The following is a 20,352-nucleotide window of genomic DNA, read 5'->3' as shown; positions in this document are numbered from 1 at the left end:
AGTCCTTTTCAAAAGGGCCACACTGTGGCAAAGCTGAGACATGGCTTAGGCCCAAATACGCTTTTGGGTCGCTGTAGGCGGAAGGTCCCTCCAAGCTGGTTTCTCTCACCGGCGCTGACATTCCCGCTGCGGCGACCCCAAGTACCCTCCTTAAATTACTAGCTAATCAACGCGAAATCTTGCGTGTGTTGCGTTGCGCGATGCTGTGCCCTATGTGGCACCTCATGACACAGAAATTGCATATAGTTGGCGGCGGCATGGCAGGGTCCGAGGCGGCCTGGCAAGCAGCGGAAATGGGTGTGGACGTTGTAATCCACGAAATGCGGCCCAAAGTGGGCACTTTTGCGCACCAGACCGGCAATCTGGCCGAGATGGTGTGTTCGAACTCCTTCCGCTCGGATGACGACGAACAGAATGCCGTCGGTCTGCTGCATTGGGAAATGCGCGAAGCCAACGGCATCATCATGGGCACCGCCGATACGCATCGCCTGCCCGCCGGTGGCGCATTGGCCGTGGATCGTGATCCGTTTGCCGAAGCAGTGACCGCCAAGCTGCAGGCCCATCCACGGGTCAAGGTGACGGGCGAAGAAGTTACCGCCCTGCCCGACGACGGCCACTGGATCATCGCGACGGGTCCGTTGACGTCCTCGTCACTGGGCGAGTCAATCAGGGCTCAGACAGGTGCTGAGGCTCTGGCGTTCTTCGACGCGATCGCGCCCATTGTCTATGCCGACAGCATCGACATGAGCCAGGCGTGGATGCAGTCACGTTATGACAAGGGCGAAACCGAAGAGGAGCGGACGGCCTATCTGAACTGTCCCATGGACCGCGATCAGTACGAGGCCTTCATTGACGCCCTGCTATCCGCTGACAAAACCGAATTTCACGAAGGTGAAACTGCCGGGTATTTTGACGGCTGCCTGCCCATCGAGGTTATGGCGGAACGGGGCCGCGAGACGCTGCGCCACGGCCCGATGAAACCGGTCGGCCTGACAAATCCGCATCAGCCTGACGTCAAACCTCATGCTGTTGTGCAACTGCGCCGAGACAACGCACTGGGTACGTTGTTCAACATCGTCGGCTTTCAGACCAAAATGAAATATGGTGCACAAACTGACGTATTCCGCATGATCCCCGGTCTTGAGAATGCCAGTTTCGCGCGCCTAGGCGGAATTCATCGCAACACGTTCATCAACTCTCCGACATTGCTGGACGCGCAGATGCGGCTGAAATCAAAGCCGAATATTCGGTTTGCCGGCCAGATCACCGGCGTCGAGGGTTATGTGGAAAGCGCTGCAATGGGCTTGTTGGCTGGGCGGCTGGCTGCTGCCGAGATCCTGGGGCGTTCCCTGCCCGAGATCCCGCAGGACAGTGCAATGGGCGCGTTGATACATCACATCACCGGCGGGGCCGAAGCCAAGACCTTTCAACCCATGAACGTCAACTTTGGTCTGTTTCGCCCGGTTGATGGCCTCAAAGGGGGGCGCCGGGGCCGTAAGGACCGGTACAAGGCCTACACCGACCGGGCCAAGACGGAATGGACAGACTGGCTGGCGCATTGCTGACTGGACGCATTGCACCCTACCGGCCTAACATACGGGTATGAGCGACAAATACCTCAAAGACGCCTACGGGCTTGATACGCCCGAAGCGACCCGTACGCATTATCAGAAGTGGGCCTCGTCATACGACGCCGAAGTGGGGTCACATGGCTACGCCACGCCTGGCCGCGTGGCCGAGGCACTTTGGTCCCAGATGCCCGAACCGCAGACGCCTGTTCTGGATTACGGTTGTGGCACGGGTCTGTCCGGCAAAGCCCTGCACGATACGGGATTTCAGGTAATCGATGGTGTGGATCCCACGCCAAAGATGCTTGAAGGGGCCGCCGCCAAGGAGGTTTACAGAAAACTCACTACGTTTGAGATCACCGATCCGGAACCGCTGGAGCAAGATGCCTATAAGGCAATCACAGCGATTGGCGTGATCGGAACCGGCGCCGCACCGCCAGAGACATTCGACCTGTTGATGAAGGCGCTACCCAAAGGTGGCTTACTGGCCTTTTCCTTCAACGATCACACACTTGACGACCCGTCCTTCACCACCCGTTTGAACGATTGGCTGGACATGGGCGCTGCGCGGTTGTTGTTTCGGGAATACGGGCCGCATCTTCCCGGGATGGACCTTAAATCTGACGTATATGTTGTTGAGAAGACGTGACATTTATTACCAGATTCGCCCCATCTCCTACGGGGCCGCTTCATCTTGGCCATGCCTATTCTGCACTTCTTGCCAGTGATATGGCCGCCGCTGAAGGCGGTCAATTTTTGTTGCGGATCGAAGACATCGACCGCTCCCGCTGCCGGGCAAATTGGGAAGAGCAGATTTATGACGATTTGACCTGGCTTGGATTGACCTGGCCAGAACCCGTGATGCGGCAATCGTCTCGTGTGTCGACTTATGAAAAGGCGCTGAAAACGTTGTGGTCCCAAGGTCTATTGTACCCTTGTACCTGCAACCGTCGGGACATTGCCGCCGCCGCCGGGGCACCGCAGGAAGGAGTTCCTCTGCATGGGCCGGATGGGATCATTTATCCGGGCACGTGCAGGCATGTTTCAGAGCGATCGGGGCCGATTCCACAAGATTTGCCCCTTCGACTGGACATTGAAGTGGCTGCACGTGTAGTTCCAGATTTGTTTAGGACTGCCGCTCAACCGTATACAAAAACGGCAGTTTTCGAAGAAACAGGGGCGGGTCCGGAAGGGGAAACGGGGCCCGTCACTTTCACTGCTGATGAGTTACGGGACACAATCGGAGACGTCGTATTGTCCCGGCGCGATATGGGAACGTCCTATCATCTATCCGTCGTTCTGGATGACGCAGCGCAAGGCGTAACTCATGTCGTGCGCGGTCAGGACCTGTTCGAGGCGACGCGTATCCATGTTCTGTTGCAGGCCCTGCTCGGCTTGCCGACACCTGTTTATCACCATCATAAACTGATCCGAGATGATGCAGCCAAACGCTTGGCCAAACGCGACGATGCGCGAGCAATTTCCAAGTATCGTGCCGACGGGATTTCCGCAGAACAGGTTCGGGCCATGGTCGGGCTGTGACCGACCCTAGTCCATCGGCCGCATTAGCTCGACCTCTTCACCATCCCGCACTGCGGTGTAGAAACAGGTGCGCCGGTTCGTATGACACGCCGCGCCGGCCTGTCGCACCAGGACCAGCAGGCAGTCGCGATCACAATCGACGCGGAAATCGATCAGTTCCTGAACATGCCCCGAGGTTTCGCCCTTGATCCAGAACGACTGACGTGAACGCGACCAATACGTCACGCGGCGCGTTTCAAGAGTTTTTTCAACCGCTTCTGCGTTCATCCACGCCATCATCAACACCTCGCCAGAGGCTTCATCCTGTGCGATCGCCGGGATCAGACCGGCGTCGTTAAACTTCAGGCTAGACAGATCGAAAGTGACGGTCTCGGACATTGTAAAAACCTTTTGCATCCCGGTGGATGGCCACTATGTATGGGGAACACGCAACGAGGGAAAGCCATGTCTGGCGAGAACGACCTGATAAAGCTGTATTCCGGGCGCATTCTGGCCCTGGCTGCGGATATTCCGCATCTGGAACGACTGGAAAACCCTGATGCGACCGTCAAGAAACGCTCGCCATTGTGCGGATCGACCGTGACCGTGGACGTCAAGGTTGAGGACGGTCACGTGTCCGACTTTGGTCAGGACGTTAAGGCCTGCGCCCTGGGTCAGGCCTCGGCCTCGGTCGTTGGATCCGCTGTAATAGGAACCACGCGCGCGCAAATCGAAACCGCGCGGGATCAACTGTCGGCTATGCTGAAGAAAGACGGCCCTGCTCCGGACGCACCGTTTAACGGGCTGGAAGTTCTTATGCCTGCGCGTGATTACAAGAACCGGCACGCTTCGATTCTGCTGGCGTTGGATGCTATTGCTGAAGCTATGGAAAAAGCCGAACAGGCCAACTGCGCCTGAAGATGGTAATTCAATTCAAACCCATCTAACCTCCGCCAAAGTTTTGGGGAGAATTTGGTTTGAATAGTTTGCTGGAACATTTTGTTACCCTGTGGGTCGTTATTGATCCGATTGGAACAATTCCCGTATTTATCGCCGTTACAGCCGGGCTTGGGGCGGCGGCGCGTCGTAAAACAGCCCTGTTGGCGGCGTTCATAAGTGCCGGGGTTTTGCTGTTCTTCCTTGTCTTTGGACAACTGCTGATCGAGGCGCTGGATATCGGGTTGAACTCGTTCCAAGTGGCCGGAGGGATCATCCTGTTCCTGTTCGCCCTGACGATGATCTTTGGCGAAAGCAAACAAGAGGTTGAACAACGCGCAGCAGAAGACGATCAGGAAGACAAATTCCATAAGCCCAACCCCGCGATCTTTCCGTTGGCGGTACCCTCACTGGCGTCGCCGGGTGCAATGCTGGCCGTGGTTATCCTGACTGACAACAACCGGTTCAGCGTGGCGGATCAAGGCATCACGGCATTGGTTATGTTGTCTGTCGTGGCCATCGCCTTTGTTTTGATGCTGCTGGCCGAACCGATCATTCGACTGATTGGCCATTCCGGTGCTGCCATTATCAGCCGCATCATGGGGATGATCCTGGCATCGGTTGCGGTAAATTCCGTGCTGTCGGCGATGCTTGAAATCTTCAAAACGGGACAGTTGTAAAAAAAAACCGCCGCTCCTTCCGGGCGGAAAGGGCGGCGGTAGGCAATGCGTGTCTCGCGTGGGATCCGTATTTCCGCGCAGGGCCGAGGCATGGCCCTTTCAAGGGAATTGGGACAGGCAGGTCACCCTTGACAGAAATGGGGACGACGGCGCGGAGTTTTCGGCACGAGATCGCAAGCAGAAATGGTCAGAACGCTCCGGGAAGGTGAAGGGCAACCACCAGCATCACCACCAATGACACCGCACCTGCCGCATCCTGCAATAGCGTTGAATGCGAACGGCTTATGGCGGTCTTGATCTGGGTCAGCATGGTCTCACCTCCGGTCGGGTTTTAATCCTTTGTTGACCTTTTGTTCTCATATTTTACCGAGTCGGTAAAGAACTTTTTGAGAACATTTGTGAACTTTGCGGAACTAATTTACTAACCCACTGAAATTAAACGGATTGCCTGATCCTGTTTCATAAGCCAAAGTAGAACACGCACCGCCTGCCCACGTTCCGTGGCCAGGGTCGGGTCTTTGCTAAGCAAATTGCGTGCGTCCGTCTGTGCTACAGCCATCAATCCGGCCTGGCTTTCCAGGTCCGCAATCCGGAATTTAGGCAACCCGGATTGGGCCGTACCGATCAGGTCACCTGCGCCGCGCATCTGCAGGTCAGTCTCTGATATCCGGAACCCGTCTTCGGTCTCACGCAGAACTTCCAGCCGTTTGCGCCCACCTTCACTGAGCGGGGGTTGATACATCAACAAGCAGGTCGAGTCCGCCTCACCCCGTCCCACGCGGCCGCGCAGCTGGTGTAGTTGAGCCAACCCGAATATCTCAGCCCGTTCGATCACCATGATCGAGGCGTTCGGAACATTCACGCCAACCTCGATTACAGTCGTGGCAACAAGTACTTTTGTTCGGCCCTCTTGAAACGCGGCCATTGCGGCATCCTTGTCGGACGCGGGCATCTGGCCATGGACCAGGCCGACAATACCCTCGCCCAGTATGGCACGCAGCCGTTTGAACCGCTCTTCCGCTGCCGTCAGGTCCGAGACTTCGGATTCATCGACCAGCGGACAGACCCAATAGCACTGACGTCCTTCATCGATAGCCCGACGCAAATGCGCCACGACGTCATCCATACGCTCGGTGCTGATAATCGCCGTTTTGATCGGTTTCCGCCCCGGTGGTTTTTCATCCAGAACAGAGACGTCCATGTCCCCATATTGCGCCAAAGCCAGGCTGCGCGGAATCGGTGTCGCGGTCATCACCAGAACATCCGCGCCCTGCCCTTTTTCGGACAGCTCCATCCTTTGTCGGACCCCAAACCGGTGCTGTTCGTCCACAATGGCAAGTCGCAGGGTGTGGAACTCCACATCGCTTTGAAACACTGCGTGGGTGCCGACAAGGATGTGAATATCGCCCTGTTTTAGGGCGGCCAACTTTGCACGCCGTTCGGCGCCCTTGTCCCGTCCCGTCAGGATTTCCAGAACGACTCCGGCCTCTTCGGCAAGCGGGCGCAGGCCTTCCAAATGCTGCCTGGCCAGAATCTCGGTCGGCGCCATCATGACACCCTGTCCACCAGCCTCGACCGCGACCAGAAGTGCCATGAAGGCGACCAAGGTCTTCCCTGCGCCCACATCGCCTTGCAGCAATCGGTTCATCCGTGCGTCCGAGCCCATGTCGGCGGTTATTTCCTTGATCGCCCGCGCCTGGGCCCCGGTGGGTTTGTAAGGCAGATTAGCAAGAACTTTAGCTTGCAGAGTACCAGTGCCGACGCTCACGATGCCCCGGGCCTTCCGCTCGCGTTGTCGCGCCAGAGCCAGCGTCACCTGATGGGCAAAAAGCTCATCATAGGCAAGGCGTTCCCGGGCTGGCGCATGCGCGGCCACATCATCCGCCCCCTGTGGATTGTGTGCCGCGGATACAGCCGTGGCCCAATCCGCCCAGCCCTGTTTTGACACTTGCGCAGGGTCAATCCACTCAGCCAGCTTTGGTGCGCGGGTCAATGCGCTACGTGCCGCCTTGTACGCCGTCTTTTGGGTGATGCCCTGCGTCAGGTGATAAACCGGCTCGAACTCAGGAATGTCATCCGCGCTTTCCACGGGCAGCATGTGATCTGGATGGACCATCTGCGCCATGCCGTCGAACAGTTCGAGCTTGCCAGAGATCACACGACGGCTGCCTTGCGGTAGAACTTTTTTCAAATAGTCGCCACGCGCGTGGAAAAAGACCAACTGAAACTCGGTCTGCGTGTCTTCGACGTGAACGCGGTAGGCCCCGCCCTTGCTTCGCGACGGTCGGTGGGTACCGACCGTGACCTCAACCGTCAATGTCGTTGGCAGATCAGCCCCCTGGATTGTATCGCGCCGCCTCCGGTCCACGACAGCGTAGGGCAAGCCGAACAGCACATCACGCGGCGACTCGATCCCCGCCTGCACCATTGTCTGCGCAGTTTTGGGGCCAACGCCTTCCAGCGTCTCCAGCCCCGCGAAAAGGGGAAACAGGATTTCAGGGCGGCCGCTCATGCGGTGCCGATCAGGTGCAGCCATTCATCTTCGTCCAGCGTCTCGATACCAAGTTCTGCTGCCTTCTTGGCCTTGGAGCCCGCACCCGGGCCTGCTACCAGCAAATCGGTCTTCTTGCTGACCGAACCAGAGACCTTGGCCCCCAGGGCCTCGGCCCGGGCCTTGGCTTCGGCGCGGGTCATCTTTTCAAGTGACCCTGTAAAGACAACCGTCTTGCCAGCCACCGGACTGCCCGATGTGTCGGGTCGTTTGGCGTCCTGCACGTCCAATTGCTCGACCAAAGCGTCGATGCTGGCGCGTTCTGCGTCCTGAGCAAATGCAGAAACCAACGCGCGCGCCATGACGTCACCTACGCCATCAATACCCAAAAGCTCGTCCCACTCAGGACCTTCGAAATCAGCGGCTGCGGTGACGGCGCGTTCAAATTCTGGCCAGGAGCCATAGTGGTTCGCGATCAGATTCGATGCGGCCTCTCCGACATGTCGAATGCCCAATGCAAAAAGAAGGCGTCCGAATGGGATTTGGCGTTTTTCATCAATTGCAGCCCAAAGGTTCCCGGCACTTTGGGCACCCCAACCCTTACGGTTGGCGAGCTTGTTGAGATTGGCCGCATCTCTGGTCTGCAGTGTAAAGATGTCCACCGGGGTTTTAATTGGCAAGTCCGGGTCATCGTAGAACATTTCAATCTGCTTGGCGCCCAGCCCTTCGATATCGAACGCTTTCCGAGATACGAAATGTTTCAATTTTTCAACAGCCTGCGCCGGGCAAATAATCCCACCGGTGCAACGTCTAACGGCATCGCCTTCTTCCCGAACCGCATCACTGCCGCATTCCGGACAGGTTGTGGGAAAATCATAAGGTTGCGCGCCATCTGGACGTTTCGAAATATCGACATCCGCCACTTTTGGGATCACGTCGCCCGCGCGATAAACCTGCACCCAGTCGCCGACCCTAATATCTTTCCCATCACGGATCGTACCGCCCTTTGCGTCGCGACCGGCGACATAATCCTCGTTATGCAGCGTGGCATTGGACACGACGACGCCACCAACAGTTACCGGGTGCAGCCGGGCAACCGGGCTGAGCGCACCCGTGCGACCCACTTGAATGTCGATGGCCTCTAGCCTTGTCCATGCAAGTTCAGCGGGAAACTTATGCGCAATGGCCCATCTTGGGGTCGTGGACCTGAACCCCAACCGGGCCTGCAGCGCCAAGTCGTTCACCTTGTAGACAACGCCGTCGATGTCATAGCCAAGAGTGGCGCGTTGGGCTTCGATTCTGCGGTAATGTCCGATCAACTGATCTGTTGTTTCGCACAATGCTGTCAGTGGGTTGGTTGAGAAACCGAATTCCGCCAACCGTTCGATGGCACCCATTTGTGTATCGGCCAAAGGGGCCGACAACTCACCCCAGGCATAAGCGAAAAACCGCAGCGGACGGGATCGTGTGATTTTCGCGTCAAGCTGCCTCAACGACCCTGCGGCAGCGTTTCGTGGATTTGAAAATATCTTTTCGCCCAACTCCGTCTGTCGCGCGTTCAGCTTATCGAAGTCTTCATGCGACATGTAAACTTCACCGCGTACTTCCAGAACATCCGGAGCGTTTTGGACGCTGTGCGGAATGTCCGAGATCGTCCGCGCGTTCGAAGTCACGTTTTCACCAATCTCGCCGTCGCCTCGGGTTGCCGCCTGCACGAGCTTCCCCTGTTCATATCTTAGCGATAGGGACAGACCGTCAATCTTGGGTTCAGCAGTAAAACCCAGCTCGGCCGTGTCGCTCAATCCCAGATATTTGCGGATTGACCTGTCAAAATCCGAAACGTCCTCATCGTTGAACGCATTGCCCAGGGACATCATTCTGACAGCGTGTACGAGTTTTGAAAATCCCTCCGCCGGTCTTGCGCCCACTTGATCTGTGGGGCTGTCGGGCCGTTTCAACTTGGGGAAACGCGCCTCGATGTCCGCGTTTCGCCGCTTTAGCGCATCGTAGTCGGCGTCCGAGATCTCTGGGGCGTCCTCGGCGTGATACAGCGTGTTGGCCCGCGCAATCAATTCCGCAAGTCGCGCCAGCTCGGCACGTGCTTGATCTTCCGTCAGCTCTGTTACCGCAATTGAATCGCTCATGGCCTCGCCCTGTCACATAGTCTTTGAACCCAGTGATAGGGCGAGGCCATGGCTAGGTCCAGATGTGCTGTTCCATGAGTGAGGGGGTCGCCCTGAACCTACAGCGACCAGATTTCATTTTAGGTCAGGCTCCAACAGCGATCCGACGTTCGTCCAAGCTGTTGCTTTGCGGATCGCGCAACACGTAGCCCCTGCCCCAGACGGTTTCGATATAGTTTTCGCCGCCGGTCGCATTGCTGAGCTTCTTGCGCAGTTTGCAGATGAAAACGTCAATAATTTTCAACTCGGGCTCGTCCATACCGCCATAAAGATGGTTCAGGAACATCTCTTTGGTCAGCGTTGTGCCCTTCCGCAAGCTGAGCAGTTCGAGCATCTGGTATTCCTTGCCAGTAAGATGAACAGCCTTACCTTCAACCTCAACGGTTTTGGCATCCAGGTTCACCGCGACCCGACCTGTATGAATGATGGATTGGGAATGCCCCTTGGACCGACGGATGATTGCGTGGATGCGGGCAACCAGCTCCTCTCGGTGGAAGGGTTTGGTCATGTAATCGTCTGCGCCAAAACCAAAGCCCTTGATTTTGCTTTCGGTGTCATCAGCGCCCGATAGGATCAGGATGGGTGTTTCAACCCGCGCAATGCGCAACTGCCGCAATACTTCGTGACCGTTCATGTCCGGCAGGTTCAGGTCCAGAAGGATCAAGTCATAGTCGTACAGTTTGGCAAGATCGATGCCTTCCTCGCCCAGATCCGTCGCATAGACGTTGAGGTTGGCGTGCGTCAGCATCAGCTCAATGCTTTTCGACGTGGTTGGATCATCCTCGACAAGAAGTATACGCATTTACTGCTCCAATTTGGGTCAATTTAACAATTCAAATTGAGACTGCTCAAAAATGGTTAACCTGACGTTACCGTTGAATCATTTATTCACTTTCATCTTTAGGTTGTCGATATTTTTTTAATGCCGTCACTTTCAGAGCATCCGCGCCGTGTTCAGCGACCGCAGAAACCCAAGAATTGAACTCTTCATCGCTTAGCCCATAGCGTTTTTTGGCGTCCGACAACGAAATCAGCCCGTATAGAACGCCGCGCACCACAATGACCTTGCGCGAAGCGACCCATCTGGTCGTCTCAGCAGGTGGCAGATCGTTTCGCGATAAAACCGTTCCATCCGGCAGGGTTACGGACCTTGGCCCTTCGACTTTGTGCAAATACATCTGTTGACCCTTTTTCAGCTGCGACAAAGCTGACAACAGCCTACTTAATGTCGCGTGAAACCGCCCCTTGAGAGTGTGTAGAATTTTCCTATATTCTGCCGGTCTTTCTTAACGCGCACTGGAATCTTCATGGCCCTCGATACCGAGACACCGCTGAACTCGCTTGGCTTTGCCAAACCCCCGTCAGAGACGCGGGTGGTTGTTGCCATGTCTGGCGGCGTCGACAGTTCAGTTGTTGCCGCTTATCTGGCCGATCAGGGCTATGACGTGGTTGGCGTGACGCTGCAGTTGTATGACCACGGTGCGGCCTTGGCCAAGAAAGGCGCCTGTTGCGCGGGGATTGATATCCATGACGCGCGGCGTGTGGCCGAGGAGCGCGGCTTTCCGCATTACGTTCTGGATTACGAGAACATCTTCAAAGATGCTGTGATCGACGAATTCGCCGACAGCTATCTGGCCGGAGCGACTCCGGTCCCATGTATCCGGTGCAACGAGCGCGTGAAGTTCAAGGACCTCCTGGAAACCGCCAAGGACCTTGAAGCCGACTGCATGGCGACTGGCCATTATATCCAGCGCAAGATGGGCGCGAACGGGCCGGAACTGCACAGCGCCGAGGATGCGAACCGGGATCAATCTTATTTCCTGTTTTCGACCACGCCCGAACAATTGGACTTTCTCCGCTTCCCTCTGGGCCACCTGCCCTCGAAGGATGCGACCCGAGAAATGGCCGCGCAATATGGCCTGTCAGTGGCGGACAAGCCCGACAGTCAGGACATCTGCTTTGTGCCCGATGGCAACTATGCCAGTGTGATCGAAAAGCTGCGCCCCGGTGCGGCGGAACCAGGTGAGATCGTACATTCCGACGGTCGGGTGCTGGCGCAGCACAATGGCGTCATCCACTACACCATCGGTCAACGCCGCGGTCTGGGTATCGGCGGGCTAAGCGAGCCTTTGTATGTGGTGAAGCTGGACGTAGACAAAAAGCAGGTTGTCGTTGGCCCGAAAGAGCTGCTAGCAACCCGGACCGTTCCGGTGCGCGAGATCAACTGGCTGGGGGATGAACCTTTTACTTCGCGTGACGAATGGCATCTGTCGGTTAAGGTGCGGTCGACCCGCCCGCCGCGTGAGGCGATTGTTCGACCTCTGTCTGAAACGACTGCCGAAGTCGAATTGCTGACACCTGAGGAAGGCATTTCGCCCGGTCAGGCCTGTGTGTTCTACTCCAATGAAAGCAGCCGCATATACGGCGGCGGCTGGATCTGGCGCGGTTACTGAGGCGTCCAGATTACAAGACGTCGGTCGGGCTGTTCACCAGAATATACAGTCCGACTGCCACCATGATGTAAGGCGCAATCCTATCAAGGCGGGCAAAACGCGGCCCTAAAACCTGTGCGCGTGGTGCGCCCCAACTTGCAATTCCGATTAGTGTCGCCAGTGCACACCCGGCCCCGACCATGGCCGTCAACCGAAACGCTGGCGTCGAATCCGCGAACAGCGGAGTCATAGCCGCAAGCGTGTCAATCGATAGCGTCAAAAACAGCGCGACGACTGAGGTGATAGCCCCAGTATCGGGCAGTTGACGCCCGCCCGAGCCTTTCCGTTGTCGCCAGATGCCATAAAGGCCCAGAGACAGCGGGATAACCCCAAGGTAGCCGACCCAGTTCAGGAACCGACTGTGATCCAGCCCGCTGGCAATCACAAGCGACAGGCTCAGAATTATCATTTGCGCGGCCGCAAAACCAAACATGGCCCGGCGCGTCTCCATCACCATGATCAGGCCAAACAGGATGACCAGATTGTCCAGGTTAGTTGATATGGTCACGATCGCAGCGGAAAATGCGAACAGGGTGTGTTCAATCATGGCGATTGGGCAGCCTGTTCAAAACCGCTCGGGCGGCGCGCAGACCTGGCGCTTCACCACCCCGGCCCAGACGATCCATGGTCACGTCCATAGCGCTGCGCTGCGCATCCGGACTGGTGGCCACGTCCGACAATGCCGTGGCAATCTTATCCGGCTCGCAATCATCCAGCAGGCATTCAGGAACCGCGCGCGTTTCAGACACCAGATTGACAAGGGTCGCTGTGTCCAAATTCACCATGCGCTTTGCGATCAGTGTCGTCAGCCAGTTCAGGTTGTAGGCAATCACCATTGGCGTGGCCTGTGCCGCCAGTTCCAATGAAACTGTCCCAGACGCCGCCAGCGCAAGATCGGCCGCAGCAAAAGCCGCCCTTTTCTGCGCCTGAGCCTGATCAGAGGGCAAGTCTCGGGGGGCAACCACGACGGGCGACCCTGGCCAGTCCTGAACATGTTCGGTGACCGCATCAACCATATGGGCCACAGCTGGCACGACAACGCGCGTGTCAGGGCGCTGTTTCAAAAACAGGCTTAACGCCTGACCAAAGACCGGAGCCAGACGATCCACCTCACCCCCCCGCGAACCGGGCAAGGCCAGAACAATGGGCGATTGGCCTAGGCCGTACGCAGCGCGAAAAGCCTGAATGTCTTGTTCGGTCGCCACTGGTTCGCTGACCACCGGGTGCCCGACAAAGTCACATTCCATCCCCGCGCGCTGCATATAGGGCGGCTCGAATGGCAACAGCGCCAGCACATGATCGATGACCTTGGCCATCTTGTCCGCACGCCCGGGACGCCAGGCCCAGACGCTGGGGGCGACATAATGAACTGTGCGAATAGTACTTTGCGCTTTGACCAGCTTGGCAACCCGCAATGAGAAATCGGGACTGTCGATGGTGATCAGAACATCTGGATTGCTATCCAGAACAGCCTGCGCTGTCTCAGAAATCCGACGTTTGAGGTGAAAAAACTTGGGGAGAACCTCGACCAGTCCCATAACCGACAATTCGGACATGGGAAAAAGGCTGTCCAACCCTTGTGCCTGCATCAGCGGGCCGCCAACACCCTGAAATTCAACTCCGGGTACCAGCGCGCGCAGGCCTTCCATCAAAGCCCCGCCAAGCCGGTCCCCCGAAGGTTCACCGGCGACGACGAAAACCCGCATCAGTTCGTCCGCTCGCGGACATACAAAAACAGGCCCAGCCTATCACATTCCGCAATCACGCGGTCTTTCTCAAGCACAAGGACGCCGCCCTTTTCGATCACAATTCCCGACAGCCCCGCCGCAACTGCGCCGGACACAGTATCAGGCCCGATCACAGGCAGATCTGCACGAACGTCCTGATCTGGTTTCGGGGCTTTGAACAAAATGCCGCCGCCCGCATCGGGGCGCTGAGTCAGAGACTGCAACATCCATGCCGTGCCGAAGATACCCTCAATCGCCAGCGCCTGCCGTTTTGAAACCACACAGGCCTGCCCAACATCCGCAGCACCCATCGCCCGGACGATACCCGATGCACGATCCGCATCCGTCAGATCGGCCTCAGACGGTTGCGCCTGCGTCAGACATCCCAGTTTCGGAAGAAGGTTCGGCGCGATTTCCTGGGCTGCCTTAACCTCCAGACCTGCATCCTCAAAAATGCCGATAACCGCGCGCAGCGCCGCATCATCGCCGGACATGATGGCTTGTTGCAAGATTGGGACCAAAGGCATTGTTGCAGCATCGATCCTTGCAGGATCAATGGGCGGGCGGCCGACGGCACCTGCCATGCAGATCTGGGTCACACCCCGCGCCTTGATGTCGGCGATAAAGGTTCCAACCTGTTCCAGGGGAAACTCGACATCCGGGGTCAGAGTGTCAGGACGGAACCCCTCCATCGCGCAGACCACCGGGCGGTCGGACAGTTGCGCGACAACTTCACCCGGCAAAACGCCTGTTCCAGCAATCAGCGCCAGCATTGTTTATTTCCCCGGTGTAAGGAAAGACCGATCCGAATGTCCGGTCACGAAATCGACGATCCGCTGAACGTATTCACTTTCGTTATCCGTGCCGACCCGGTGCGCGCGCTCCATGAACGTACCATCGCCAGTCGACAATTCGCGGAAGGCCGCCCGCAAAGCGGCAATATCCTCACGTGAGACACCGCGCCGTTTGAGGCCGACGAGATTTAGACCATCAAGTTCGCCACGCGGCGCCTGAACCAGGCCATATGGGATCACGTCATTTGGAACCATGGTCAACGCGCCGATGATCGCGCCACGTCCGACGCGGACCCACTGATGCAATCCAGAGATACCACCGACAATCACGTCATCCTCAATGATGCAATGACCCGCTGCGCCGGCATGGTTCACCATGATCACCCGATTGCCAATCTGGACATCGTGGGCCACATGCACGCCCGCCATCAGCAGGCAATCATCCCCAATCCGCGTAACGCCGCCGCCACCATCGGTCCCGGTATTCACCGTGACATGTTCGCGAATCCGATTGCGTTTGCCGATCTCAAGGCGCGTATTCTCACCACCGAACTTCAAATCCTGTGGGATCTCTCCAATGACCGAAAAGTTGAAGATCACGGTCTCTTCACCAACCGAGGTATCGCCGGTCACCACAACATGCGATTTCAGCTCGACCCGATCCGCAAGCTTGACCTGAGGACCCACATAGCAAAACGGACCTACGACGCAGCCTTCACCAATCTGCGCGCCTTCTTCGATGATTGCGCTTGGATGGATGCCGCTCATGTGGTCTTTTCCATGTCCCAATCGACATAGGCCGAAAACTCAGCCTCGGCCGCGACCTCTCCTTCGACCGTGGCACGGCCACTGAATTTGAAGATCTTGCCACCCTTTTTACCGCGAACCGTTTCGACATGCATCTCAAGCACGTCACCTGGGATCACCTTGCGACGGAATTTGCATTTGTCGATGTTCATGAAATAGATCAGCAGTTCGCTGTCGATCACGTCCATGCCAACACCCAGCATGACGCCCGCCGTCTGTGCCATCGCCTCGACAATGGTCACGCCCGGCATGATCGGGGTTCCGGGGAAATGCCCTTGGAAATGCGGCTCGTTCATGGTGACATTCTTGATGCCAACCGCCGATTGATAGCCCGAGATATCAACGACCTTGTCGACCAGCAGAAACGGATAGCGGTGAGGCAATATCCGCTGGATCAGCTGAATGTCTGCGCTTTTGGTTTCCGTAGTCATAGTGCAGTCGTCCCGTTCTGGATTTTTCTTTGTCGCGTGGTTAGCAACACCGCGCCTTAAGGGCAAGCAAACCTATTCTTTGATTTCTTCTTCAAGTTGGCTGCCATCGCCAATCTGTTCATTGATCCGCGCAATCGCCGTGTCCGTCACATCAGTTCGGTCCGCGCTGAGAAAAACATTGGAACGTTCGATAACGACCGACGCCCCGGACTCGCGCAACAACTCGATCAGGATCGGCTGCACAAGAACCAGAAAAGTCTGCCGCGCTTCTTCGCTTTGGCGCGCAAGGGCGTCCAGTTTCGCGCGCTGACTTTCGCGATGTGTCTGAACCTTGTTGTCGAACGCCTCGGCCAGAGGGCGAAACTCTTCGGTTGGCAATTCTGCGCGCTTTTCGGTCAGGTCTTTTTCTTCCCTGCTGAGCTCAGCGACAATTCGTTCATTCTCATCGGCCAGCAATGCACCTTCGGTTTCGATCTCGCGCAGGACGCGCCGACCGAATTGCGACTCGGAAAACAACCGGTCGCTGGACAAGGTCAGTACATTCGCCTGAGGAACGCCTAATTGCTGCGCCTGAGCTGTCGACATGCAGGCCAGCGCCAGAAAAACGCACAGGGCCCGAATTGGGCCCTGCACTTCATTACATATTCGGTTCAACATCTGGCGATCAGAACCGCGCCTGAACAGTCAGGTCAAAGTTCTGTTCCTTGTCGAAGTCTTCTTTCTTCAAAGCTTTGGAGAAGTTGAATCGCAGAGGCCCAAAAGGCGTTTCCCACAGAACCGACACACCGATCACATGGCGGACAGACCCGTCCGCACCCACGATGTCGGCACCAGCAGTGTTCACGTTGTTGATGTTGTAGACGTTACCAACATCGTAGAACACACCGCCGCGCAGACCCAGTTCTTCGGGCAGGCCAAGCGGGAAGTCTGATTCAAAGCGGGCAACCCAGTAGTAGTTACCACCGATCGCATCGTCCTGGCCGTTCGACAGGTCTCGCGGACCCAGGCCCGCAGGTTCAAAGCCACGGAACGTGTTCGGACCAATCAAGAAGCGGTCGAGCACGCGGCTGAAGTCGTCGCCCTGCCAATGCAGTGCACCTACTTCCATCGATGCCCGCAGAACAACTTCCTCGTTCAGGACACGTGTCTGCGCAATGCCGCGCGCTGTGGTCTTGTAGAACTCGTTGTCGCCGCCAAGACCGGCCGCATCAACGCCCACCTCAAACAAAACGCCCGCATTCGGGTTCAGACCACCGCGTCGGCTATCATAGAGGTAAGATACACCCAGCGTGCTCGATGTCCGTTTACCCTGCTCGATTTCCGAAGCGATAACAGCACCGTTTACTTCGTCATCCTGCTGCGTCATCTCGCTGCGGTTCCAACCATAGCGGAGACGGAGCGAAGACAATTCGCTGATAGCGTAGCTCAGCTGCGGCTCGAAGAAGACGCGCTTAGTATCGTAGCTTGCAAAGCTTGAATTCGTCGATGCCAGGCCAAGACCAAGATCGAACTGCAACCGGCGACCCAGCAAATATGGTTCGGTGAAGTTAATGATGTATTGCTCGGAATCCTGCGCCGTCGAAAGGGTCAAGCCAAGGTTTTGACCGCGACCCAGGAAGTTGGATTCATTCAGGCCAATTGCAATCCCGAAACCGTCGGAAATCGAGTAACTACCACCGAGGCTCAGCGAGCCGGTGGGCTGTTCTTCGACGTCCACATCCACAATCACCTGGCTGGGCGTGGACCCTTCGCGCGGCTCAACATCTGCCACGGCAAAGAACCCAAGGGCACGGATACGTTCAGCACTCTGGCGGATTTCGCGCGGGTTGAACGGATCACCTTCGACCGTATCGAACTGGCGACGGATCACACGGTCCAGTGTCGTTGTGTTGCCTTCGATGTCGATACGTTCAACAAAGATCCGCGGACCTCTGGTCAGAACAAACTGAACGTCCAGCGTCAGATCACGTGGGTTACGTGTGACCCGCGGTTCGACCCGCAGGAAATCAACACCCTGTTTCAAACCCAACCGTTCCTGACGAGCGATCGAGCTTTCGATCAGAGACGGGGAATAGGTCACGCCTGGACGAATTTTCAACGCCGCTTGATATGCGGCAGGATCAACGCCCGGAATTTCACTGACGGTCGAAATCTTGCCGAACGAGAACTTCTGCCCCTCGGTGATATTCATCACCAGGAAGAACGCGTCACGTTCGCGGGTAAATTCGACATTTGCGCTGTTCACGCGGAAATCCACGTATCCGCGCGACAGATAGAAGTCGCGGATGACTTGTTTATCAAACTCGATCCTGTCAGCGATAAACGTGTCGCCGCGCAGGAACGTGCGCAGAATGTTGGCCTGCTTTGTCTCAAGAATCCGGCGCAAGCGGCGATCCGAGTATGCCCGGTTGCCGACGAAACTGACACGCTCGACCTCGATCGTGGTGCCTTCGGCAATTTCAAAGACAAGATCGACGCGGTTGTCGCTGCGGCGAATGATGCGTGGGATGACGGTCGCGGAAACGCGGCCCTGCGCTGAATAGATTTCAGCGATCTGATCCGCGTCCGCTTCGGCAAGCTGTGGTGTGAAAACCCGGCGGGGCTGAGAATTGATGGCCTCAAGCAGAAGATCGTCTTTTACGCGACGATTGCCTTCGATGCTGATCTGGTTGATCGTCGGATATTCTTCGACCTCAATCACCAGAGTGTTCCCGCGCGGCGTCAGCTCAACTGTCTCAAAAACACCACTGTCAAGCAAACGCTGAAACGCATCGTTCAACTGTCCGGCAGTCACAGTCTGGCCTGGTTGAATTCCAGTCCGGGCAATAATTGTCGAACTTTCGATCCGTCTGTTGCCCTCAACATCGAACGAATTGATGGTGTAGCTTTGCGCGCGCGCAACCTCCGGCAAGAAGGTAAAGCTAGCCATAATTACAAAGGAAAAAATACGTAGCGTCTGCCACAAAATCTTGTTTGTTGGCTTCTGCCCCCCGCAGGATGTGCCTGCGCCTCGCCTATCAGTCATTTTTTTCTCTACCCAGAATTTTAGGACTTTATTGTTGAGTAGCGAGATTAAGTTTCCTTGTCAAAAGACGAAAACACAAAGCGGCCCAGTGGGCCGCTGCAAGTTATATTCAAATTGTGGCGAGAATCACATGCTGACTACGACAGCCCAGCCACCAATCGCCAGCGCCGTCGCGCCGAAAAACAACAGAAAGTCCCAGTTCAGCATGAACAGGAAACTAAAACTCTGAAAAGATTTCCGCAGCGTCTTTGTCATTTGAGCCTCTGACACAAAAATTTAGACGCAGTCAAACTAAGCGCGGATTGGGGCGAAATTGCGGCTTTTGTTGGCGCATATCACCACAATCAGCAGAACAGATCGTTGGACACGGAAAAGATCATCAGGCCAAGGATCAGCGATATCCCTACCCCCATCAGAACCTTCAGTACGCCGTCGCTTGGTGGTTTACCTGCCACGGCCTCATAGGCGTAGAACACCAGATGCCCGCCATCCAGTGCCGGGATCGGAAACAGGTTCAACAGCCCGACAGCCGTAGACAACACAGCGATAAAGAAGATGAAGCTTTGCGCACCTTGGCTGGCCATCGCCCCCGAGGTTTCGGCAATACCGATCGGGCCAGACATGTTGCAGGTGCTGATGGCCCCAGTAACCATGTGCCAGATACCCGACAGCGACCCGTCTATGATGCGCAGGGTTTGACGCGCACCACCCGAAATGGATTCAAGAACTCCGGCCGCCTCGGTCGCGGGTTCCAGCATCATCCCGCCAACGATACCGATGCGCCAATGTGTAACAAAGCCGCCTTCTGACTGCGGTTCGTCCGTACGGCGCGGGGCAAGTGCGAACTCAAGATCTGCCCCGTCGCGCCAGACATTCAGCAACAGAACTTTCCCGTCGGACCCTTCGACATGTTCTTTCAACTGATCAAATGCAAAGATCGGGTCCCCATTGACCGACGTGATGACATCACCACGCTTAAGGTCGATATCCATGGCAGCACTACGAGGCGTAACCTGCTGAATCAGGGGCGGAAACAGCCAGGGACCGGTCACATCCATGGTCTGTTCATTGCGGATGACCGTATAATCCAGAACCGGTTCCACCGGCAACGCGTCAACAAAGTCAGTCCACGCGCCCGCCTCGTCAAAATCGGGCACCGCGACGCCGCCAATGGCGACGATTTCGTCACCGTCCTGCAATTGCTGAACAGTGCCGGGTAAAGGGTGCAAAGTCCCGACGGTCAGTGGGTCCTTGGTCACCCCCTGGGTCAGGAAAATCAGACCAAACACCAGGATCGACATGATGAAATTGAAAACCGGACCTGCTGCAACTGTGGCCGACCGGGCCCAAAGAGGTGCCCCATGCATAGTGCGGCGCAAATCCTCCGGGCTCTGCTCGGTAATTTCCTCCATCGCGGCTTCGTCTTTGCCCGACGCCGCATTCGCGTCGCCCAGGAATTTGACATACCCACCAAAAGGCAGCGCGGCGATCTGCCACCGCGTGCCGCGCTTGTCTATGCGGCTCCAGAGAACCGGGCCAAACCCGACCGAGAACACCTCGGCATGGATACCGGACCAGCGTCCAACGATGTAATGGCCGTACTCGTGCACCGCGACGATCACCGAAAGTGCGATGACAAAGGCAATGATCGTGTACAGCAAATTGCCAAACTGAGGGATCAGAGAAAGTACGTCCAA

Annotated in this window: 21 protein-coding genes; 6 read left to right on the top strand and 15 right to left on the bottom strand. The window is 56.7% G+C overall.

The window, feature by feature from the left end:
• The first annotated feature begins 224 nt into the window (after window positions 1-224).
• The 3 genes from trmFO to gluQRS are packed head-to-tail and all read left to right on the top strand — an operon-like array spanning window position 225 to window position 3,110.
• Entirely contained in the window at window positions 225-1,565 is a 1,341-nt protein-coding gene (gene trmFO, locus AC2FID_RS03175; RefSeq protein ID WP_496835357.1) for a methylenetetrahydrofolate--tRNA-(uracil(54)-C(5))-methyltransferase (FADH(2)-oxidizing) TrmFO, read from the top strand.
• A 37-nt stretch (window positions 1,566-1,602) separates the two neighbouring features.
• Window positions 1,603-2,217, top strand: coding sequence for a class I SAM-dependent DNA methyltransferase (locus AC2FID_RS03170; RefSeq protein ID WP_496835355.1), 615 nt, complete (start codon window positions 1,603-1,605; stop codon window positions 2,215-2,217).
• Complete coding sequence (gene gluQRS / locus AC2FID_RS03165; protein ID WP_496835353.1) at window positions 2,214-3,110, top strand: tRNA glutamyl-Q(34) synthetase GluQRS; 897 nt, start codon at window positions 2,214-2,216, stop codon at window positions 3,108-3,110. Before AC2FID_RS03170 ends, gluQRS begins: the two co-directional genes overlap by 4 nt.
• 6 nt (window positions 3,111-3,116) lie before the next feature.
• On the opposite strand, the gene hisI is transcribed toward gluQRS, so the two are convergent.
• Window positions 3,117-3,506 (bottom strand): phosphoribosyl-AMP cyclohydrolase, encoded by a 390-nt coding sequence (gene hisI, locus AC2FID_RS03160; RefSeq protein WP_496835351.1) that lies wholly within the window; start codon window positions 3,504-3,506, stop codon window positions 3,117-3,119.
• Between the two features lie 48 nt (window positions 3,507-3,554).
• Here hisI and AC2FID_RS03155 point away from each other — a divergent pair, with 48 nt between their 5' ends.
• Entirely contained in the window at window positions 3,555-4,007 is a 453-nt protein-coding gene (locus AC2FID_RS03155; RefSeq protein ID WP_282168340.1) for an iron-sulfur cluster assembly scaffold protein, read from the top strand.
• 59 nt (window positions 4,008-4,066) lie between these two features.
• Window positions 4,067-4,705: a MarC family protein gene (locus tag AC2FID_RS03150; RefSeq protein ID WP_058277905.1), complete on the top strand. Its 639-nt coding sequence runs from the start codon at window positions 4,067-4,069 to the stop codon at window positions 4,703-4,705.
• A gap of 187 nt (window positions 4,706-4,892) precedes the next feature.
• Here AC2FID_RS03150 and AC2FID_RS03145 read toward each other — a convergent pair whose 3' ends face one another.
• The 5 genes from AC2FID_RS03145 to sciP all read right to left on the bottom strand — a co-directional run bounded on the left by AC2FID_RS03145 (window position 4,893) and on the right by sciP (window position 10,557).
• Entirely contained in the window at window positions 4,893-5,015 is a 123-nt protein-coding gene (locus tag AC2FID_RS03145) for a hypothetical protein (RefSeq protein ID WP_255414864.1), read from the bottom strand.
• Window positions 5,016-5,126: 111 nt separating this feature from the next.
• Window positions 5,127-7,217: an ATP-dependent DNA helicase RecG gene (recG, locus tag AC2FID_RS03140; RefSeq protein WP_496835637.1), complete on the bottom strand. Its 2,091-nt coding sequence runs from the start codon at window positions 7,215-7,217 to the stop codon at window positions 5,127-5,129.
• A complete protein-coding gene (gene ligA, locus AC2FID_RS03135; protein WP_496835348.1) occupies window positions 7,214-9,340 on the bottom strand; it encodes an NAD-dependent DNA ligase LigA in 2,127 nt (708 codons plus the stop codon). The genes recG and ligA overlap by 4 nt, the downstream gene beginning before the upstream one ends.
• Window positions 9,341-9,464: 124 nt before the next feature.
• The gene (gene ctrA / locus AC2FID_RS03130) at window positions 9,465-10,181 is read right to left on the bottom strand and encodes a response regulator transcription factor CtrA (RefSeq protein WP_113790658.1); all 717 of its coding nucleotides are present in this window, start codon (window positions 10,179-10,181) and stop codon (window positions 9,465-9,467) included.
• Between the two features lie 82 nt (window positions 10,182-10,263).
• Complete coding sequence (gene sciP, locus AC2FID_RS03125; RefSeq protein WP_108858661.1) at window positions 10,264-10,557, bottom strand: CtrA inhibitor SciP; 294 nt, start codon at window positions 10,555-10,557, stop codon at window positions 10,264-10,266.
• Between the two features lie 129 nt (window positions 10,558-10,686).
• Here sciP and mnmA point away from each other — a divergent pair, with 129 nt between their 5' ends.
• The gene (gene mnmA / locus AC2FID_RS03120) at window positions 10,687-11,832 is read left to right on the top strand and encodes a tRNA 2-thiouridine(34) synthase MnmA (RefSeq protein WP_282168343.1); all 1,146 of its coding nucleotides are present in this window, start codon (window positions 10,687-10,689) and stop codon (window positions 11,830-11,832) included.
• 10 nt (window positions 11,833-11,842) lie between these two features.
• Here the strand turns inward: mnmA and AC2FID_RS03115 are convergent, their stop codons facing one another.
• The 9 genes from AC2FID_RS03115 to rseP form a co-directional block, all read right to left on the bottom strand.
• Complete coding sequence (locus AC2FID_RS03115; RefSeq protein WP_496835345.1) at window positions 11,843-12,418, bottom strand: hypothetical protein; 576 nt, start codon at window positions 12,416-12,418, stop codon at window positions 11,843-11,845.
• Window positions 12,411-13,577 (bottom strand): lipid-A-disaccharide synthase, encoded by a 1,167-nt coding sequence (gene lpxB, locus AC2FID_RS03110; protein ID WP_496835344.1) that lies wholly within the window; start codon window positions 13,575-13,577, stop codon window positions 12,411-12,413. Before lpxB ends, AC2FID_RS03115 begins: the two co-directional genes overlap by 8 nt.
• A complete protein-coding gene (locus AC2FID_RS03105; RefSeq protein ID WP_496835342.1) occupies window positions 13,577-14,371 on the bottom strand; it encodes an LpxI family protein in 795 nt (264 codons plus the stop codon). The genes lpxB and AC2FID_RS03105 overlap by 1 nt, the downstream gene beginning before the upstream one ends.
• 3 nt (window positions 14,372-14,374) lie before the next feature.
• Window positions 14,375-15,160: an acyl-ACP--UDP-N-acetylglucosamine O-acyltransferase gene (gene lpxA, locus AC2FID_RS03100; RefSeq protein WP_058277897.1), complete on the bottom strand. Its 786-nt coding sequence runs from the start codon at window positions 15,158-15,160 to the stop codon at window positions 14,375-14,377.
• Complete coding sequence (fabZ, locus tag AC2FID_RS03095) at window positions 15,157-15,630, bottom strand: 3-hydroxyacyl-ACP dehydratase FabZ (protein WP_480792879.1); 474 nt, start codon at window positions 15,628-15,630, stop codon at window positions 15,157-15,159. The genes lpxA and fabZ overlap by 4 nt, the downstream gene beginning before the upstream one ends.
• Before the next feature lie 72 nt (window positions 15,631-15,702).
• The gene (locus AC2FID_RS03090) at window positions 15,703-16,215 is read right to left on the bottom strand and encodes an OmpH family outer membrane protein (protein ID WP_496704263.1); all 513 of its coding nucleotides are present in this window, start codon (window positions 16,213-16,215) and stop codon (window positions 15,703-15,705) included.
• Between the two features lie 79 nt (window positions 16,216-16,294).
• Complete coding sequence (bamA, locus tag AC2FID_RS03085) at window positions 16,295-18,655, bottom strand: outer membrane protein assembly factor BamA (RefSeq protein ID WP_282118475.1); 2,361 nt, start codon at window positions 18,653-18,655, stop codon at window positions 16,295-16,297.
• A 126-nt stretch (window positions 18,656-18,781) separates the two neighbouring features.
• The gene (locus tag AC2FID_RS03080; RefSeq protein ID WP_282118476.1) at window positions 18,782-18,910 is read right to left on the bottom strand and encodes a hypothetical protein; all 129 of its coding nucleotides are present in this window, start codon (window positions 18,908-18,910) and stop codon (window positions 18,782-18,784) included.
• Between the two features lie 89 nt (window positions 18,911-18,999).
• Window positions 19,000-20,352: an RIP metalloprotease RseP gene (rseP, locus tag AC2FID_RS03075; protein ID WP_496835339.1), complete on the bottom strand. Its 1,353-nt coding sequence runs from the start codon at window positions 20,350-20,352 to the stop codon at window positions 19,000-19,002.

It is taken from the genome of Ruegeria sp. CDSC068 (genome assembly GCF_059610545.1).
This window is presented reverse-complemented; position numbering and strand designations above follow the sequence as displayed.

Excerpts from the sequence above, each read along its gene's own strand:
- ligA (WP_496835348.1), bottom strand. The coding sequence starts at position 9,340 with ATGAGCGATTCAATTGCGGTAACAGAGCTGACGGAAGATCAAGCACGT.
- recG (WP_496835637.1), bottom strand. The coding sequence starts at position 7,217 with ATGAGCGGCCGCCCTGAAATCCTGTTTCCCCTTTTCGCGGGGCTGGAG.
- trmFO (WP_496835357.1), top strand. The coding sequence starts at position 225 with ATGACACAGAAATTGCATATAGTTGGCGGCGGCATGGCAGGGTCCGAG.
- AC2FID_RS03145 (WP_255414864.1), bottom strand. The coding sequence starts at position 5,015 with ATGCTGACCCAGATCAAGACCGCCATAAGCCGTTCGCATTCAACGCTA.
- AC2FID_RS03080 (WP_282118476.1), bottom strand. The coding sequence starts at position 18,910 with ATGACAAAGACGCTGCGGAAATCTTTTCAGAGTTTTAGTTTCCTGTTC.
- sciP (WP_108858661.1), bottom strand. The coding sequence starts at position 10,557 with ATGTATTTGCACAAAGTCGAAGGGCCAAGGTCCGTAACCCTGCCGGAT.
- AC2FID_RS03115 (WP_496835345.1), bottom strand. The coding sequence starts at position 12,418 with ATGATTGAACACACCCTGTTCGCATTTTCCGCTGCGATCGTGACCATA.
- lpxB (WP_496835344.1), bottom strand. The coding sequence starts at position 13,577 with ATGCGGGTTTTCGTCGTCGCCGGTGAACCTTCGGGGGACCGGCTTGGC.
- bamA (WP_282118475.1), bottom strand. The coding sequence starts at position 18,655 with ATGACTGATAGGCGAGGCGCAGGCACATCCTGCGGGGGGCAGAAGCCA.
- lpxA (WP_058277897.1), bottom strand. The coding sequence starts at position 15,160 with ATGAGCGGCATCCATCCAAGCGCAATCATCGAAGAAGGCGCGCAGATT.
- hisI (WP_496835351.1), bottom strand. The coding sequence starts at position 3,506 with ATGCAAAAGGTTTTTACAATGTCCGAGACCGTCACTTTCGATCTGTCT.
- AC2FID_RS03155 (WP_282168340.1), top strand. The coding sequence starts at position 3,555 with ATGTCTGGCGAGAACGACCTGATAAAGCTGTATTCCGGGCGCATTCTG.
- ctrA (WP_113790658.1), bottom strand. The coding sequence starts at position 10,181 with ATGCGTATACTTCTTGTCGAGGATGATCCAACCACGTCGAAAAGCATT.
- mnmA (WP_282168343.1), top strand. The coding sequence starts at position 10,687 with ATGGCCCTCGATACCGAGACACCGCTGAACTCGCTTGGCTTTGCCAAA.
- fabZ (WP_480792879.1), bottom strand. The coding sequence starts at position 15,630 with ATGACTACGGAAACCAAAAGCGCAGACATTCAGCTGATCCAGCGGATA.
- AC2FID_RS03170 (WP_496835355.1), top strand. The coding sequence starts at position 1,603 with ATGAGCGACAAATACCTCAAAGACGCCTACGGGCTTGATACGCCCGAA.
- AC2FID_RS03090 (WP_496704263.1), bottom strand. The coding sequence starts at position 16,215 with ATGTCGACAGCTCAGGCGCAGCAATTAGGCGTTCCTCAGGCGAATGTA.
- AC2FID_RS03105 (WP_496835342.1), bottom strand. The coding sequence starts at position 14,371 with ATGCTGGCGCTGATTGCTGGAACAGGCGTTTTGCCGGGTGAAGTTGTC.